Origin of the sequence: Mycobacterium sp. (assembly GCF_052144515.1) — a bacterium.
GTDB lineage: Bacteria > Actinomycetota > Actinomycetes > Mycobacteriales > Mycobacteriaceae > Mycobacterium.
On record NZ_JBKQQD010000061.1, the window covers coordinates 1 to 16865 of the forward strand.

Below are 16865 nucleotides of genomic sequence, written 5' to 3' on the forward strand. Positions count from 1 at the left end.
CCTGATCGCCGAGGCGATGGACAAGGTCGGCAACGAGGGCGTCATCACCGTCGAGGAGTCCAACACCTTCGGCCTGCAGCTCGAGCTCACCGAGGGCATGCGGTTCGACAAGGGCTACATCTCGGGCTACTTCGTCACCGACGCCGAGCGTCAGGAAGCGGTCCTGGAGGATCCCTACATCCTGCTGGTCAGCTCCAAGGTGTCGACCGTCAAGGACCTGCTGCCGCTGCTGGAGAAGGTCATCCAGGGCGGCAAGCCGCTGCTGATCATCGCCGAGGACGTCGAGGGCGAGGCGCTGTCCACCCTGGTCGTCAACAAGATCCGCGGCACGTTCAAGTCGGTGGCGGTCAAGGCCCCCGGGTTCGGTGACCGCCGCAAGGCGATGCTGCAGGACATGGCCATCCTCACCGGTGGTCAGGTCGTCAGCGAAGAGGTCGGCCTGACCCTGGAGAACGCCGACGTCTCGCTGCTGGGCAAGGCCCGCAAGGTGGTCATCACCAAGGACGAGACCACCATCGTCGAGGGCGCCGGTGACCCCGACGCCATCGCCGGACGGGTGGCCCAGATCCGCGCCGAGATCGAGAACAGCGACTCCGACTACGACCGCGAGAAGCTGCAGGAGCGCCTGGCCAAGCTGGCCGGCGGTGTTGCGGTGATCAAGGCCGGAGCTGCCACCGAGGTGGAGCTCAAGGAGCGCAAGCACCGCATTGAGGACGCGGTCCGCAACGCCAAGGCCGCCGTCGAGGAGGGCATCGTCGCCGGTGGTGGCGTGGCCCTGCTGCAGGCGGCCCCGTCTCTGGATGAGCTGAAGCTCACCGGCGACGAGGCGACCGGCGCCAACATTGTCCGTGTGGCGTTGGAGGCTCCGTTGAAGCAGATCGCCTTCAACTCCGGGCTGGAGCCCGGCGTGGTCGCCGAGAAGGTGCGCAACTCGCCCGCCGGTACCGGCCTGAACGCCGCCACCAATGAGTACGAGGACCTGCTCAAGGCCGGCATTGCCGACCCGGTGAAGGTGACCCGTTCGGCGCTGCAGAACGCTGCGTCGATCGCGGGGCTGTTCCTGACGACCGAGGCCGTCGTCGCCGACAAGCCGGAGAAGGCGGCCGCTCCTGTGGGCGACCCGACCGGCGGCATGGGCGGTATGGACTTCTAAGTCCGGACAACGGAAAAGCCCGGCTCCCACGAGGGGCCGGGCTTTTTCGTGGCTCAGGCTTGTTCGGAAGCCTGTTCGGGGGCCTGTTCCAGACGCATGCAGTCGTCCTTGCAGCCGGGCTTGGTCACTGCGCCCGGGGCCGCCCTACGATGCAGCACCGCACGGTCGGGCGTGACCTGCAGTGTGGTGTCTGTCGGTTCGCCGCGACCGTCGACGATCAGCGTGTAGCCGCCGGGCTCGCGCGGCGGCCAGACGAGCATGACGCCGTCATGCTGCGCAAGGTTTTTGCGCGTGCTGTTGCCGACGGTGCCGACGTCGATCACGCCGTTCGCGAGCTCCGGCTCGACGGCCACGGCGTGCGCGTGATAGCCGTCGCCGACCGTGACGAGGTAGGCGAACGTGAAATCGGCCAACGCTTCGGCCAGTTGGTCGAGGTCCACTTTCACGCTCATGACGCGAGGATACGGCGGCGGGTGTGGGGGATAGGTACTCCACAAATCAGGCGGTTCCGGTACATAGGGCCCACAGTCGGCGCCATAGGGTTCGACTCGTGGCCCTTCCGACTCCCTCACCCACCAGCACCGGCGTTGTGACCGGCGCATCGTCGGGCATCGGCGCCGACATCGCGCGTGAATTGGCCGACCGCGGCCATGGCGTGACGCTCGTCGCCCGCCGCGAAGACCGACTGCGCGAGCTCGCCGACGAACTCGCCGGCCGCGTGCGCGTCGAGGTGATCACCTGCGACATCGCGGATTCCGCCGCCCGAGCCGGCCTCTTCGACGAGGTCGACCGGCGCGGGCTGACCGTCGACATCCTGGTCAACAACGCCGGCATCGGCACCATTGGGGCAGTGACGAAAACGCCCGTCGACGACGAGATCGCCCAGGTGCGGGTCAACGTCGAGGCTGTCATCGATCTGACCACCCGCGCGGTCCAGCAGATGGTGCCGCGCGGCCGCGGCGGGATCCTCAACGTCGGATCCACCGCGGGCTACCACCCCTTCCCGGGGCAAGTGGGCTACGCCGCCACCAAGGCGTTCGTGAAGACCTACACCGAAGGCCTGCGCGGTGAACTCGCCGGCACCGGGGTCACTGTTGCGCTGCTCTGCCCGGGGCCGGTGCGCACCGATTTCCTGAAGAGCGCGGGCATGGACGAGCGAAACTTTGCGGACGCGTTCCCGAAATTCCTGTGGATGCCGGCGCGCGAGGTTGCACGCACCGGAGTCGACGCGCTAGACCACGACCGCGGAACGGTGATCCCCGGGCTGCCGAGCCAGATCAGCACCCGCCTGTTTCAGTTCCTGCCGCGACGGCTGCTGCTGCCGCTATTGAAGAACCAGCATCCGGGCCTCAAAAGAGACATCGGCAGGGACCGATCAGCGAGCTAAGGGCCAGCGCCGCATCCAGCCCTCCACCGGAAGCGCCAGCGCGTTGCACAGCGTGCAGATCGTGCGGTACCAGCCGACGGCCGTGAGCAATTCGATCCGTTGCTCGTCGTCGAGGTCGGGGCCCAGTGCGATCCAAGTCGCCTCCGACCACGAGCCGGTGCGCTCCAGTTCGTCCACCGCCTCGATCAGGGTCCGCTCAGCCGGGCTCCAACGCGGGTCGGCGGGGGCGTCCTTACCGCCGGTCACCAGCGCGTCGCACTCGTCGTCGCTGACGCCCGCGATCGGACCCCAGAACGCCGCCTGCCCACCCCACTCGTATTCGCAGCCGACCAGCGCGCAGATGCGAAGGATCGCGATCGTGCGCGTCCGAGGTGGCAAAAGCGCTGCGACGTAAAGGGATTCGCCGAGCTTGCGCAACCGGCTGGCCAGCGCCGGATGGCGCTGCAGGCAGCGCACCAACAGCAGCGGCTCGTAGGTGCGGTCAGGGTGACCCCAGCTGTTGATGCTCGTGGCATCTTCTTCGCTCCACGGCGGAGCGAGCGGTGCGACGCGGCTCACGCGACCGACTGTACGGCGTCAGGCAGGCAGGGAGAACACCACGCAGTCGTGCAGGCAGCCCTTGGCGGCCGAGGGCGAGTCCGCCTCGCGGTGCAGTAACGCGCGGGTGGGTAGGACCCCGAGCCGAGCTGTCTCCTCGGTGGCGTCGGAGGTCTGAGCCCGGCCGTCGACGATCAGCGAGTAGCCGCCCAGTTCGGGTGGGGGCCACAGCAGGGTCACAGTCGAATTCGGGGCGCGGTGGGCCAGATTTTTCCGCGTGCGCCCGCCGATAAGCCCGACGTCGATGATCGCCTCACGCAGCGTCGGTTCGACCGTCACGGTGTGTACGCGATAGTCCTCGTCGACCGTGATCAGGTAGGCGAACGGGAAGTCGTCGAGAGCGGCGGCCAGCCGCTGCAGGTCTACCTTCTTCGCGGTTTTGGCGCCCATGCGTTCGAGGATAGGCGCTACTCCGGCGGGCCAGGGCGGTTCGAAACGAAGTCGAGGACGTTGGAGCCGCGATCGCTCTTGTAGAAGTCCGAGCTCGGGATGCCCCCGGAACCCGAGTTGTCGACGCCCGCGTCACGGGTGGCGGCGGCGGTGCTCCGCGCTTCGGCGTCGTTACCGCCCGAGCCGAAGAAGCCCGTGGGGGCCGCGGTACGCAGGAGCGGGGTGGTCGCGTTCTGGCCACTGGTCGCGCTGACCACCGGGTTTGGGGTGCCCATGTCGTAGGTTGCCGTGGCCGGGCTCGGTGCGCTGGCAAAACTCGGGCTTGCCGGGGCCGCGCTGAGCACGTCGGGGGTTGCGAAGCCCGGGTTGAAGGCCGCATTTGCGACCGACGGGTTGAGGACGCTCGAGCTGAGGTTTGCCGCGTTCAAACCGCCCGTGACGTAGTTGCCGGAGTTCAGCAAGTTTGCGTCTAAGTGCGGCGTCGCCGCCAGGCCGGTTCCTGCGAGCCCTGGGCCCCACAAGTTCGTGTTCATGGCGCCGTTGATGGCGGACCCCGAGTTGAGCAGGCCGGTGTTGAAGGAGCCCGAGTTCCCGATGCCCACGTTTCCGGTGCCGGAGTTGAAGAAGCCGATGTTTCCGGTTCCGGAGTTCCCGAAGCCGATATTGCCGCTGCCCGAATTGAAGCCGCCGAAGCCGACCTGATGGTCGCCGGTGAGCCCAAACCCGATATCCCCGTTGCCGGTGTTGCCAAAGCCGATGTTTGAGTTACCGAGGTTGCCGAACCCGATGTTGTGGCTTCCGGCATTTCCCGCGCCCACATTTTGGCTGCCGGCGTTTCCTGGGCCCAGGTTCGAATTGCCGTCTCCGTTCCCGTTGCCGAAGAGCGCGCTGGCGAGTTCGTTGCTCAGACTTGAGGCGGCCACGCTTGTGGCCAGACCGATGTGGTGGTGATTGGCCGGGGCGCTGTGGCTCTGAGCGCGGCTGGTGCCGAGGGCGTGCAGGATCTGCCGCCAGGGCGCCAAGCGCTCGGCCGCCGCGGAGGCGTCGAAGTGGTAACCTGCCATCGCCGAGACGTCCAGCGCCCACATCTGCTCGTATGCGGCTTCGATGTCCGCGATCGCCGGAGCGTTCTGCCCCAGAAAGTTGGTGTTTGCCAACACCTGCATCAGGGCACGGTTGGCCGCCACCACCGCGGGCTGCACGGTGGCCGCCAGCGCTGATTCGAACGCGGCCGCGGCGGCCCCGGCCTGGCTGGCGGCCTCCTCCGCTTGGGCCGCGGCCCCGATGAGAAACGTCGAGTACTGCGACGCTACGACCATCATGGCCGCCGATGTCGGGCCCAGCCAGGAACCACTGGCCAGGTCGGATGTGACAGACCCGAAAGAAGCCGCCGACGACGCCAATTCGGAGGCAAGTTCGTTCCATGCCGCGGCCGCGGCAAGCAGCGGTCCCGAGCCGGGACCGGCGAACATCAGTGCCGAATTGATCTCAGGCGGCAACCACGCGAAGTGCGGGTTTGTCACCAATCCAAACTACCGGGCAAGGCCCGTCGTTGTGTGCGTTTCAGGCGGAGTGGGGAGCAGTTTGACGGCCGCGGACCAACTTGCCGGGACGGGCGTCGGTCGGCACCCCGTTCTCGGCGATCACCTGGCCGGAAACCACGGTTGCGACGTAACCCTCCGCCGTCTGGTCCAGCCGACGCCCGCCGGCGGGCAGGTCGTAGCTGATCACCGGCTTGTGCAGGCGTAACGCGGCGTGGTCGATGACGTTGAGGTCGGCCTTGTAGCCGACGGCGATGCGCCCGCGGTCGGCCAGTCCGGCGATGCGCGCCGGGACGGTGGTGAGTTCTCGGACCGCTTCGGGCACGGTGAACCGGCCGGATTTCCGGTCGCGTGCCCAGTGCGCCAGAAAGTACGTCGAGTAGCTGGCGTCGCAGATCATGCCGTAGTGGGCGCCGCCGTCGCCCAGCCCCAGCACCACGTCCTCGCGGTGCAGCAGCTCGCCGACGGTGTCCAGCGAGTTGTTCTCGAGGTTGCTGGTGGCGACCAGCAGCATGGCCCGGCCTTCGTCATCCAGCAGCCGGTCGTAGGCCTCCTGCATCGGGTCCACGCCCTTGGCCCGGGCCCGGGCCCCGATGCTGTCCGACGGGTTGGGTTCGTAGTTGGGGTTGTCGGCCAGCGGGAAGATCCAATCCCACATCTGGGCCACGTACAGGATCGGGTGACCGTGGCCGGGCTTGTCGGCGAGGATGCGCGCGCGGACCTCCGGCTTGCGCATCTCGGCCACCCGCTCGGCCAGCGGCAGGTGCGCGATCTCGCGGTAGCTGGGGTAGAGCACGAACGGGTTGGCGCTCAGCTGCAGCCCGATGATCAGCCCGATCGGGCGCGGCAACAGCTGCGCGGTGACGTCTCCGCCGGCTGCGTTGGCCTTCTCGATCATGGTGATGGCGTCCGGCCACGTCGGGTCGCCCGCGTTTGCTACGACCAGGGTGAAGGTGACCGGCAGACCGACGTCCTCAGCGACGTCGAACACCGTCTGCAGCACGGGCTGGTAGCCGCCGGACGGAATGTCGGGCACGAACTGCAGCAGACCACCGCCGGCGTCGACGACGCCGCGGGCGATCTCCTCGATCTCCTCGCGGGCGGCGTCGTAGCTCGGGATCGGCGAGCCGCTCTCGGTCTTGTGGATCGTCAACCGCGACGACGCGAAGCCCAGCGCCCCGACCTCCATCGCCTCCGTGGCCAGTGCACGCATCTTCGCCAGATCCTCGGCGGTCGCCGGCTCGCGGTCGGCGCCGCGCTGCCCCATCACGTAGACCCGCAGCGGCGAATGCGGAAGGTATGCGGCCACGTCGATATCGCGTTTGCCAGCTTCCAGCGCGTCCATGTATTCGGGGAAGGTTTCCCAGTTCCACGGCAGTCCGTCGGTCATCACGACGCCGGGAATGTCCTCGACGCCGGCCATCACGTCGACGAGGACGTCGTGGTCTTCTTTGCGGCACGGCGCGAAGCCGACCCCGCAGTTGCCCACCACCACCGTGGTGACGCCGTGCGCCGACGACGGCGTCAGGCGCTCCGACCAGATGGCCTGGCCGTCGTAGTGGGTGTGCAGGTCGACGAAGCCTGGGGTGACCAGCAGCCCGGTGGCGTCGATCTCGCGCTCGGCAGCCTCGCCGTTCACGTGTCCCACCGCCGTGATGACGCCGTCGCGCACTCCGACGTCGCCGACGTAGGGCTCACCCCCCAACCCGTCGACGATGGTGCCATTGCGGATGAGGAGGTCGTAGGTCATCTAAATAATCTACGACCGGAGTGGTGCGTCATGCCAGGATCGTGATCGTGATCGACCACATCGCAGTCAATTGCGCCGACAGGGACGAGTAAGGGCCAAAGCCGCGGAGTTCTACGACACCGCGCTCGGCGTGCCGCGTTTCTCACGTCAGATGGATTTCGGCAGGGCCATCGGCTACGGGCGTGACGGCAAGCCGTCGTTCTGGATCTCCGAGGCTGCGGGCATGGGTCCCAATCGCGAAATCCACCTCGCCTTCAAGAGGGCCGACGAAGACGCGGTGCGCGCGTTCCACGACGCCCATTGAGTTTCAGGGTCGGCCTGGGTGCCGAGTCGCAGCATGCGCCGCGGCTCTGGCCCGAATACACCCGGGCTACTTCGGGGCCTTCGCCCGCGACCCCGTCGGCAACAACGTCGACGCGGTCTGTCACCACGCGCGAGCGTAGGGTCGCCGGTATGGCAGAGGCCGAAAAAACCGCAGCCGCAACCCAAGAACTACTCCGGGACGCCTTCACCCGGTTGATCGAACACGTCGACGAGATCACCGACGGGCTCACCGACGAGACGTCCAATTACCGGCCGACGCGCGACGCCAACAGCATCGCCTGGCTGATCTGGCACAGCGCCCGGGTGCAGGACATTCAGCTGGCCCAGGTGGCCGGCGTGCAGGAGGTGTGGACCCGCGACGGCTGGGTGGACCGGTTCGGGCTGGAACTGCCGCGTCGGGACACGGGCTACGGCCACAGCCCCGACGAGGTCGCCAAGGTGCGGGCCCCCGCCGACCTGCTGTCCGGCTACTACCATGCGGTGCACCAGCTCACCCTCGAGTACGTTGCCGGGGTGACCGCCGACGAGCTGGCCCGCATCGTCGACACCAACTGGGATCCGCCGGTCACCGCCAGCGCGCGGTTGGTGAGCATCATCGACGACTGCGCACAGCACCTTGGCCAGGCCGCCTACGTGCGGGGGATCGCACCGTAGATTGGCCCGTAGATTGGGCAAGTGCGATTCGCGGTGACATTGGTGTTGTGGCTGGCCGCGACCGCTGCGCTGGCGGTGGCAGTCCCGGCGGCATGGGCGCAGCTGAACATCGTCGACGAGGACGGCTACGCCGCGTTCGCCCGGAAGGCCGCGGGCGACCCGGCCCTGCAGTCCGCCGCGGCGGCAGAACTCACCACGCGGGCGATGGCGCTGATCGCCGCCCACGGGGGAGGAAACCACCCGGTCGAGGGTAAGCAGGTACACGAGATCGCCGCCGCGTTCACGGTCGGACCGTCGTTTCCGCCGCTGTTTGCAGACGCGAACCGGGCGGCACACCGCTATCTGTTCTCCCCGCCTTTTTCTCAGGCCAGCTCCGGCGATTCCTGGGTGCTCGACGTGGCGCCGATGCTGAAGGACAGCGCGTTTGCGCAGGTGCTGAACAGCCACAACGTGAAAGTGCCCGCGACGTTGACGGTTCCGCTCACCGTGTCGCTGCCTGGCCAGTCGGTGCGACAGGGGCAGCTGAGCCGGCTCGCCGCCTGGGGGCCCTGGGTGAGCATGGGTGCGGCGGCCCTCAGCGGTTTCTTCGGCCTGCTGACGCTTGCCGCGGCGCGGCGCCGCGGCAAGGCGCTGACCAGTCTCGGCGTCTCAGCCCTATCGGTGGGCGCGGCCGGATGGGCGGGCATCGAAGTCGGCGGCGGCTACCTCAACGACGCGCTCAATGGGACCACCGGCGATATCCGCCAGATAGCCGACGTGATGGTCCGTCACGCCGAGGCCGGCATGCACTTCTGGCTGAACTTAACGCTGATCGCGGGGGTTGTACTGGCCGGACTCGGGGTGCTCGTCGCGATACTGGGCAGCGTCTTGCGTTCGAAGCGGTCGGGCTAAGCGCCTGGCACGCAGACTCCGAGTGTTTTGATCCATCGTGAAGCCACTGAACTCAATTCATCAGGGGGTGCGCCGTGGACACCGCCACGCTTCCTCATCCACCTCGCCGACTGCCCGTCCTTGGCGACGTGATGGGGGTCAGTCTCAGCACGCCCGTCCAGTCGGCTTTGCGGATGATGCGCGATCTGGGGCCGATCTCGGTCCGCAAGGTGTTGGGGACCGAGATCGTCACGGTGGGCGGGGCCGACCTGGCGGGTGAGCTGGCCGATGAGGCGCGCTTCTGCAAGTTCGTGGGTCTCCATCTGCCTCCACTGCGCCGCATCGTCGGCGACGCATTATTCACCGCCGAGAACGACGAACCCAATTGGCAACTGGCGCATGACATCCTGGCTCCGGCGTTCACCCGCGAGGCGATGAGTGGCTACCACCCCATCATGCTCGAGGTGGCCCGGGAGCTGCTGGCGCGCTGGGACGCCGCCGCCGACCGGGGGGAGCTGGTTGACGTATCCGCGCACATGACGCGGTTGACCATGGAGACCATCGGTCGCGCAGGATTCGGTTACCGGTTCGCTTCCTTTGAAAGCGAGCGGCCGCACCCGTTCGTCAACGCCATGACCCGCGCGCTGCGTCACTCAAGGATCTCGGCGGTCATCCCTTGGGGCCCGGTGCGGCGGGTCCTGGGCAGCTCCGAGGCGCAATACCGAGCGGATGTCGCGACGATGGAGCGGGTTGTCGACGACGTCATCCAAACCCGAAGCGACGACCCGGCTTGCGATGCATCCGACCTGCTTGGCCTGATGCTGCGTACTGCCCATCCCGGTACCGGCCGCCGGCTGGATCCGGTTAACATTCGCCAACAGGTGATCACCTTCATCATCGCCGGCCACGAGACCACCTCGGGTGCATTGTCGTTCGCGCTGTACTACCTGACCCGAGATCCGCGGACCCTGGCTCAAGCACAAGCAGAGGTTGACGCGTTGTGGGGTGAGGCCGACAACCCTGAGCCCAGTTTCGTGGACGTCGCCAAACTGCGATACGTGCGTGCGGCGCTGGACGAGGCGCTGCGATTGTGGCCCACCGCGCCCGCGTACCTAAGAGCCGCCCGCACTGACACGATGGTCGGTGGGCAGTACCGGATGAACCAGGGCGACTGGGCGATGGTCTTCCTGCCGCTGCTGCACCGCGACCCGCAGGTGTGGCCGGATCCGGAGCGGTTCGATCCCGACCGGTTCGCCCCGGGTCGCTCTCGAAGCCGTCCGCCGCACGCGTACAAACCGTTCGGGACCGGCAAACGGGCCTGCATCGGGCGACACTTCGCCCTGCACGAGGCCGTGCTGGCGCTCGCGTTGATGCTGCACCGCTACGACCTGAGCGCGACCGACGGCTACCGGCTGCGGATTGCCGAATCGCTCACGCTCAAACCGCAGGGCTTCGAGCTCTTGCCCCGTCGGCGATAAGGGGGGCCGGTAGGCGCGCCGATCAGCCCAGGGGCAGCTCGGCCAATATCGCGCTCGTCGGCTGCGGCGACCCGTTGCCGGGCTCGACGGTGAACGCCAGCGCCGTCGAGCTTCCCAGGTCGTTGAACATGTGCGTCGTCGAGGGCGCCACCGCCGCGGTGCCCATCGTCCCCGCCGATGTCGGACCGTTGGACCCGATCAGCCACATCTGGTAGACCGTCCCCGGGACGGGCGGCGGCACGTTGTTCATCACCAGCACACCCGCGTTGCGGTCGCGGGAGAACATCACCGTCGCCGTTCCGTTGGCCAGCGGGCGGGACACCGTCCGCACGTCCGGGGCCGTCATGATCTGCTCGGCGACCGTCTGCGTGGGGTGCGGCCGCATCAGCACCCCGACGCCGAACGCCGCGGCGCCCACCACGATCGCCGCCGCCGCGGACGCGAAAGCGGCTGTACGCCAACGAGACTGGCGAGCGGTAGCGGACCCCGCCAGGGCGAGCGTCGCGGCTCGCAGGTGTTCGGCGGGTTCGTCCGCTGTTGCCGCCGACACGATCGCCATCGCCTCGCGGACGCCACGAACTTCGTCGGCGAAGGACACCGCGACCGGTGCGGGTGCGGCGGCGACCCGCCGGTCGATCTCGGCTCGCTCCGCGTCCGACATCGCATGCAGGGCATACGGTGTGGCCAGCTCGAGCAGTTCGAAGTCGGTCGGCTCGGTCATGACACGTCCAGGCAATTTCGAAGGCCGCGCAGCGCATCGCGCATGCGTGACTTGATCGTCGACAAATTGGTGGCCAGCCGGTGTGACACCTCGGCATACGTCAGGCCGCCGTAGTAGGCCAGGTCGATGCATTCCCGCTGGGCATCCGTCAGCGCGTCAAGGCAGGCGAGCACCCGGCGTCGCTCATCGCCGGCAATCGCCGAGTCGGCGACGGTGTCGCCGGCGGGGCCACTGGCCGGATCCGCATTGGCTGCCCCGTAACGCGATTCGCGGCGGCTGCCGGCCTGCTCGGCGCGCACCCGGTCGACGGCACGCCGGTGTGCCATGGTCAGCAGCCAGGCCAGCGCGGAACCCTTGGCGGGGTCGTATTCCGACGCGCTCCGCCACACCTCGAGATAGACCTCCTGGGTGGTTTCCTCGCTGTAGCCGGCGTCACGCAACACCCGGACCACCAGTCCGTAGACCCGGGTCTTGGTGAGGTCGTAGACCGCGGCGAACGCGTCCCTGTCGCCTCGCGCCACGAGGCGCAACAAGGCGTCGAGGTCGCTGCTCAGCCGCCGCGGTTCGCTCATCGATCCGTAGCCTATCGCCAGACCGCAGGGCTGCGCGGGCTGCGCAGGCGATTGTCATCGAGATCGCGACCTTGGTGGCCGGGGGAAGAAGAACGCCGTGCGTGCCTGGTATTCCTCGAAACCGGGACGGCCGGTCATCAGCTTCTCGGTCAGCCGGGCGCCGGTCACGTACACCAGGAAGTACGTCATCAGCAGCGGCGAGCCGACGGTGAGCAATGACGGCCAGCCGTAGATGGTGATCAGCCAGAGCCCCCACCACACGGTGGCGTCGCCGAAGTAATTTGGGTGGCGCGTCCAGGCCCACAAGCCGCGGTCCATCACCACGCCGCGGTTCGCGGGGTCCTCCTTGAACACCCTCAGCTGCCGATCGCCGACGGCCTCGAACGTCACGCCCACCACCCACACGGCCACGCCCAGCACCGCGACGGGGATCAGCGGCCCCGGGGTCGGACCGGCGACCGCAGAAAGCTGCAGCGGGAACGAGACGAACCAGGTGATAGAGCCTTGCAGGACAAAGACCTTGCGCACCACTTGGGCGGTCGTGGCACCCCGCAATAGGGCCGCGTAGCGGCGATCCTCCCCTTTGCCCACGGTCTTGCGCTGGATGTGCCAGCTCAGCCGCAGGCCCCAGATCGCCACGAATGCCAGCAGCAGCCACCGCCGGGTGTCGTCACCGTGGCCGAGCCCGGCCGCGACGATGGCGATGGCCACAAAGCCCACGCCCCAGGCCACGTCGACGACGTTGTAGCGACCGATCCGCCTGCCGATAGCGAACGTCACCGAATGCACGACGGCGAGGACCGAAACCGAGGCACCCGATACGACGAGCAGATTCAGGTAGTTCACGGCGTCGCCTCGCGTTCGAACGTCCATTGGTAGACATCCAGGTAGCCGGACCGGAAGCCCGCCTCCGAATGGGCCAGGTACAGTTCCCACATCCGCCCGAATACCTCGTCGAAACCCAAGTGCGCCAACGTGTCTCGACGCTGCGTGAACCGCTCCCGCCACAGCCTTAAGGTCTCGGCGTAATGCGGACGTAGCGAGGTCATGTCGACCGCGCGTAAACCGGTATGCCGCTCGGTGATATCGACGATGGCCCGGGTGGACGGTAGCAGGCCGCCCGGAAAGATGTACTTCTGGATCCAGGTATAGGTGTTGCGGCTGGCCATCATCCGGTCGTGCGGCATCGTGATGGCCTGGATCGCTACCCGTCCGCCCGGCCGCACCAGCTGTTCGAGCGCGGCGAAATAGCTTGGCCACGCGTGATATCCGACCGCTTCGATCATCTCGACCGACACCACAGCGTCATAGGCGTCATAGCACCCGTGCGCGTCGCGGTAGTCGCACAAGTCGATCTGCACCGACGCAGACAGCCCTGCCGCGGCCACCCGAAGCCGCGCCAGGTGCTGCTGCTCGACCGAGAGGGTCACGGAGCGGACGTGCGCGCCGCGGGCGGCCGCGCGGATGGCCAGCTCGCCCCATCCCGTGCCGATCTCGAGAACCCGGCTGCCGCGCCGGACGCCGGCGACGTCGAGCAGGCGATCGATCTTGCGTCTTTGCGCCACTGCCAAATCCGGCCACTGTGGTATTCGGCCGGGCAGCTGGTCGAACAGCGCGCACGAGTACGTCATGGTCTCGTCGAGGAACTCGGCGAACAGGTCGTTAGACAGGTCGTAGTGCTCGGCGATGTTGCGCCGCGCCTGATCCCGGCTGGCGCTGCGCCAACGGGGCCGAAACGCCGGCCCGATCGGTCGCAGCCATTGCAGCGTGCGGGGCACCAGGTCGTCCACCGACCTGGCGAACACCGTCAACAGCTGCGCGAGGTCTTGCGGTGATTCTTTACAAGACCACTCGCCGGCCATGTAGGACTCTCCGAAACCAATCAGGCCATGTCGCCCGATGCGGCGGGCCAGCGCGTGCGGCTGGTGGATCACCATCGTCGGCGCCGTCGGGTCGGCCGCGCCGATCACGCTGCCATCGGGGTAGACCAGACGCAGCGGTAGCCGGGCGGCCGCGCGCCGCAGCAGCTGGTCGGCGACAGCCCCCGATGCGGTGCACAACGGGCCGGACGGCACCGTCGCAACCGCTGGCCAGCGCCGCGAATCTATTGCAGTCGAAGGCTTTTCGATGGTTTGCAGGCTCAGCCCAGTCATCCCAGTCATCTCTGCACCACCGGAACTCGGCGTAACCACAGCTTGATTCCCTGTATTCGAATGCGCACGGCCACCAGCAGCGGTGCCAGCGGCGAGACGACTTGCATGATCGCGACTTCTCTGGTGGTTGCCGGTCGGCGCTCGCCGCGCAGATTCGCGACAAAGGCCTGCCCACCGTCGCGGTGCAGCGCCACGGTGATATCGACCTCGCCCTCGGGTCGCGGCGCTTGCACCAGGTAATAGCCCTCGACCTGATTGAATGGTGAGACGCAGAACGTCTTAGCCGTCACCACCGGCAGGTCGGCGGGCGGCAACAGGTAGGCGTGGCGTTCGCCGTACGTGTTGTGCACCTCGGCGATCACGTGGCGCAGCGTGCCGTCGTCGTCGTGGCACCAGAAGACGCTCAACGGATTGAAGACGTAACCGAGGACACGCGCCTGCAGCAGCGCGGTGATGCGGCCCAGGGGAACGGGGACGTCGCGGTCGGCGAAGAAGGCATTGAGACGTCCCCGCAGTGAGCCGTGCGGCGGCTCGCACGAAGTGTCTGAGAAGTGATCCGCGGCGCGAAACCGCGCGAACGGCCGCAGCCACCAGGGCAGCCGGGGAAGGTCGTCGACGTCGACATACCAGCTGTAGCTGCGGTATTCGAACGAATGATGCACCGGGGTGTGTCGCGCATGGGTGATCGTGGTCCGGTAGAGGGCCGGCGTCACCGCCTGAGTCGCTTGAGTCAGCACCCGACCACCGCCTCCCGGCGGGTTGCCGCCGGCCAGTCGGCGCCGAGCCGGCGGGCCGCGCGCAGTCCTGAGGCCGCGCCGTCCTCATGGAATCCCCAGCCGTGGTAAGCGCCCGCAAATACCACCCGATCGTCATCGAGCGTCGGCAATAAGCGTTGAGCTGCAACGGATTCCGGTGTATACAGCGGATGGCTATAGGTCATCTCGGCGATCACCGACGCATGGTCAATGCGGTCGTCCCCGCCAAGTGTGACCACGAACCGCCGACGGGAGTTGATGCGCATCAGCCGGCTGATGTCGTAGCTGACTACGACCTGGTCACCACCGGGTATCACCAGGTAGTTCCACGAGGCGCGGGCGCGGCGGTGGCGGGGCAACACCGACTCGTCGGTGTGCAACCGCGCGCGGTTGATCGAGTACGGGATTGCCCCCAAGACAGCGCGCTCAGACGGTGTCGGGTCATCGAGCAGCAGCAGTGCCTGGTCCGGGTGCACGGCGACGACGGCCGCGTCGAAAAGCCGCGGTGCGGTGTCTCCCGCTTGCACCAGAACGCCGTCGGGCATCCGCCGCAGCGAGTGTACCGGTGTCCCGACAGACACCTCGTCGAGCCGGGATGCGATGGCCCGCACGTAATTAGCCGATCCACCGGTCACCGTGCGCCAGGTCGGCGAGCCGAAAACCGAGAGCATGCCGTGGTGGTCGAGGAAGACGAACAGGTACCGCGCTGGATAGCGCAGCGCGTCGGCGCCGGCACACGACCACACCGCCGAGACCAGCGGCGTGATGAAGTAGTCGACGAAGTACGACGAGAAGCGGTGCCGGTTCAGAAAGGCTTCCAGCGTCTCGAGATTGTCGGCAGTGTCCACGCGCAGGAGTCGGGAAGCGGCGCGGTGAAACCGGGTGACCTCGGCCAGCATCAATAGATATCTGGGCCGCAACGACTGCCGACAGGCGAACAAACCCGAAATGCCCAGAGCACCTGCATATTCGAGCGCAACCTCATCGGCGCGCACCGACATCGACATCTCCGACTCCTGGGTGGTCACACCGAGTTCGCCGAACAATCGGCACAGCGTTGGATAGGTGCGGTCGTTGTGCACCAGGAACGCCGAATCGACACCCACGATCCCGCCGTCACCATCGTCGACCGCGTGGGTGTGCGCGTGGCCGCCTAGCCTTTCGTCGGCCTCAAACAGAGTGACCCGGTCGCGGCCGGACAACACGTAGGCGGCGGTCAGGCCGGCCACGCCACTGCCGATCACCGCGACTGAACGCCCGGATTTTTGCGCCACGACGACTATTCGGAGCCGATGACCCCACGGACGGCGGCCTACCCGAAGGTGAACGAAAACACTTGCAGGCCCTTGCTTACCTGCATATCGAGCTGATCGCGGCGAGCGGCGTCCCCAGGGTTGCTGCCCGCGATCTGGTGCAGCGTGGGCGCCCCGCCGATCGGTGTGGTGGTGGTCTTGCCGTCTCGGATCACGGTCAGGGTGCCGGTACCGCCGACGACGGCGTAGACGGCCTTGCCGGTGTAGTTGAGGCGAATCGCGGCGTCGTCGCTGTCGGCCGTCGCGCCCTGGTCGTCGAGGGTCCAGCGACCCCGCAGGGCGAACTTGTCGGCCGCCAACGCGGCGGGGTAGCCGAAGCTGCCTGACTTGTAATCGCCGTCGCCGCCGTAGTTTCCCGCTCGGTGGACGCCCAGATAGGTCTCGGGGGTGAGCGTGGTCTGCGGGGTGGTGTCGGCCGAGTTGGACGGAGCCGGTAGTCGGGCGTCCGGATTAGCCGCGACAAGCAGCTGGCGGATCAGCTTCTCGGTTCCGTCGTAGTCGCCTTCGCCGAATTTGGTGTGCCGGACGGTTCCGTTCGCGTCGATCAGGTATTCGGCCGGCCAGTACAGGTTCTGGTAGTTGTTCCAGGTCTTGTAGTCGTTGTCCAGCGCGATCGGGTAGGTGAGGTGCAGCGCGGCGGCGCCACTGGCCACATTGCCGGGGACTCGTTCGAAGGCGTACTCCGGGGTGTGCACCCCGATGACCACGAAACCGTCTTCGTGATACCGGTTGTACCAGTCGACCACGTGGCCGATGGCGCGTTGGCAGTTGATGCACGAGTACGCCCAGATGTCGATCAGCACCACCTTGCCGCGCAACGACGTCAGGTCAATCGCCTTGCCGTCCGGGGTGTTGAGCCACTGGGTGATCCCGCTGACCGCGGGCGCCGGGCCGCACTGTTGCAGCACGGTGTCGCCGTCGGTGCAGTCGGCCAGTTGGCCTTTCACCGTGCCACCCTGGTTCAGCTTGCGCTGGATATCGCCGGCCCCGATCCCCTTCTGCATGGCGACCGTGTAGTCGGGGACGGCGCGCTGCAGCATCGCGGGGAGGTTGAACACGAGCGCGACGGCCAGCACGATCATCGTGATTCCACCGGCGATCTGTATGGCGCGCTGCCGACGTCGGAATGCGGAGACACGTTCGGCTAGTAAAGACCCTATGCCGCGGCCGGCCAGCGCGAAAGCCAGCAGCGGCAACGCGGTGCCGA

General features: G+C 67.4%; 17 protein-coding genes and 1 pseudogene. 6 read left to right on the plus strand and 12 right to left on the minus strand.

Annotated features, from left to right (window positions below):
• A partial coding sequence (groEL, locus tag ACLP9N_RS03165) for a chaperonin GroEL (RefSeq protein ID WP_442406031.1) occupies nt 1-1153 on the plus strand: 1153 nt, incomplete at its 5' end.
• 53 nt (nt 1154-1206) lie between these two features.
• Here groEL and ACLP9N_RS03170 read toward each other — a convergent pair.
• The gene (locus tag ACLP9N_RS03170; protein WP_442406032.1) at nt 1207-1605 is read right to left on the minus strand and encodes a pyridoxamine 5'-phosphate oxidase family protein; all 399 of its coding nucleotides are present in this window, start codon (nt 1603-1605) and stop codon (nt 1207-1209) included.
• 98 nt (nt 1606-1703) lie between these two features.
• On the opposite strand from ACLP9N_RS03170, the gene ACLP9N_RS03175 reads away from it, so the two are divergent.
• Complete coding sequence (locus ACLP9N_RS03175) at nt 1704-2540, plus strand: SDR family NAD(P)-dependent oxidoreductase (protein WP_442406033.1); 837 nt, start codon at nt 1704-1706, stop codon at nt 2538-2540.
• Here the strand turns inward: ACLP9N_RS03175 and ACLP9N_RS03180 are convergent.
• The 4 genes from ACLP9N_RS03180 to ACLP9N_RS03195 are packed head-to-tail and all read right to left on the minus strand — an operon-like array spanning nt 2529 to nt 6818.
• Nucleotides 2529-3098, minus strand: coding sequence for a carboxymuconolactone decarboxylase family protein (locus tag ACLP9N_RS03180; protein ID WP_442406034.1), 570 nt, complete (start codon nt 3096-3098; stop codon nt 2529-2531). The two genes, ACLP9N_RS03175 and ACLP9N_RS03180, sit on opposite strands and share 12 nt — an antisense overlap.
• Nucleotides 3099-3116: 18 nt before the next feature.
• Nucleotides 3117-3527: a pyridoxamine 5'-phosphate oxidase family protein gene (locus tag ACLP9N_RS03185; RefSeq protein ID WP_442406035.1), complete on the minus strand. Its 411-nt coding sequence runs from the start codon at nt 3525-3527 to the stop codon at nt 3117-3119.
• A gap of 17 nt (nt 3528-3544) precedes the next feature.
• The gene (locus tag ACLP9N_RS03190) at nt 3545-5050 is read right to left on the minus strand and encodes a PPE family protein (RefSeq protein ID WP_442406036.1); all 1506 of its coding nucleotides are present in this window, start codon (nt 5048-5050) and stop codon (nt 3545-3547) included.
• A 40-nt stretch (nt 5051-5090) separates the two neighbouring features.
• Nucleotides 5091-6818, minus strand: coding sequence for an N-acyl-D-amino-acid deacylase family protein (locus ACLP9N_RS03195; protein WP_442406037.1), 1728 nt, complete (start codon nt 6816-6818; stop codon nt 5091-5093).
• A gap of 47 nt (nt 6819-6865) precedes the next feature.
• Here ACLP9N_RS03195 and ACLP9N_RS03200 point away from each other — a divergent pair.
• From ACLP9N_RS03200 to ACLP9N_RS03215, 4 genes and pseudogenes are all read left to right on the plus strand, one after another.
• A pseudogene (locus ACLP9N_RS03200) lies at nt 6866-7261 on the plus strand (VOC family protein).
• A gap of 10 nt (nt 7262-7271) precedes the next feature.
• Entirely contained in the window at nt 7272-7796 is a 525-nt protein-coding gene (locus ACLP9N_RS03205) for a mycothiol transferase (RefSeq protein WP_442406038.1), read from the plus strand.
• Between the two features lie 21 nt (nt 7797-7817).
• Nucleotides 7818-8687 carry a hypothetical protein gene (locus ACLP9N_RS03210; protein WP_442406039.1) on the plus strand — a complete coding sequence of 290 codons (870 nt, stop codon included), beginning with the start codon at nt 7818-7820 and terminating at the stop codon, nt 8685-8687.
• Between the two features lie 59 nt (nt 8688-8746).
• Nucleotides 8747-10144: a cytochrome P450 gene (locus ACLP9N_RS03215; RefSeq protein ID WP_442406045.1), complete on the plus strand. Its 1398-nt coding sequence runs from the start codon at nt 8747-8749 to the stop codon at nt 10142-10144.
• 22 nt (nt 10145-10166) lie between these two features.
• Here ACLP9N_RS03215 and ACLP9N_RS03220 read toward each other — a convergent pair whose 3' ends face one another.
• The 7 genes from ACLP9N_RS03220 to ACLP9N_RS03250 form a co-directional block, all read right to left on the minus strand.
• Nucleotides 10167-10865 (minus strand): anti-sigma factor domain-containing protein, encoded by a 699-nt coding sequence (locus tag ACLP9N_RS03220; RefSeq protein WP_442406040.1) that lies wholly within the window; start codon nt 10863-10865, stop codon nt 10167-10169.
• Nucleotides 10862-11437: a sigma-70 family RNA polymerase sigma factor gene (locus tag ACLP9N_RS03225; protein WP_442406041.1), complete on the minus strand. Its 576-nt coding sequence runs from the start codon at nt 11435-11437 to the stop codon at nt 10862-10864. Before ACLP9N_RS03225 ends, ACLP9N_RS03220 begins: the two co-directional genes overlap by 4 nt.
• A gap of 54 nt (nt 11438-11491) precedes the next feature.
• Entirely contained in the window at nt 11492-12274 is a 783-nt protein-coding gene (locus ACLP9N_RS03230) for a DUF1295 domain-containing protein (RefSeq protein WP_442406046.1), read from the minus strand.
• Between the two features lie 5 nt (nt 12275-12279).
• Entirely contained in the window at nt 12280-13590 is a 1311-nt protein-coding gene (locus ACLP9N_RS03235; protein ID WP_442406047.1) for a class I SAM-dependent methyltransferase, read from the minus strand.
• 5 nt (nt 13591-13595) lie between these two features.
• Nucleotides 13596-14327 (minus strand): DUF1365 domain-containing protein, encoded by a 732-nt coding sequence (locus tag ACLP9N_RS03240; RefSeq protein WP_442406042.1) that lies wholly within the window; start codon nt 14325-14327, stop codon nt 13596-13598.
• Nucleotides 14321-15619, minus strand: a complete 1299-nt coding sequence (locus tag ACLP9N_RS03245) for an NAD(P)/FAD-dependent oxidoreductase (protein WP_442406043.1) — start codon at nt 15617-15619, stop codon at nt 14321-14323. The genes ACLP9N_RS03240 and ACLP9N_RS03245 overlap by 7 nt, the downstream gene beginning before the upstream one ends.
• A 38-nt stretch (nt 15620-15657) precedes the next feature.
• Nucleotides 15658-16865: redoxin domain-containing protein (locus ACLP9N_RS03250; protein WP_442406044.1), on the minus strand; the 1208-nt coding region annotated here is incomplete at its 5' end.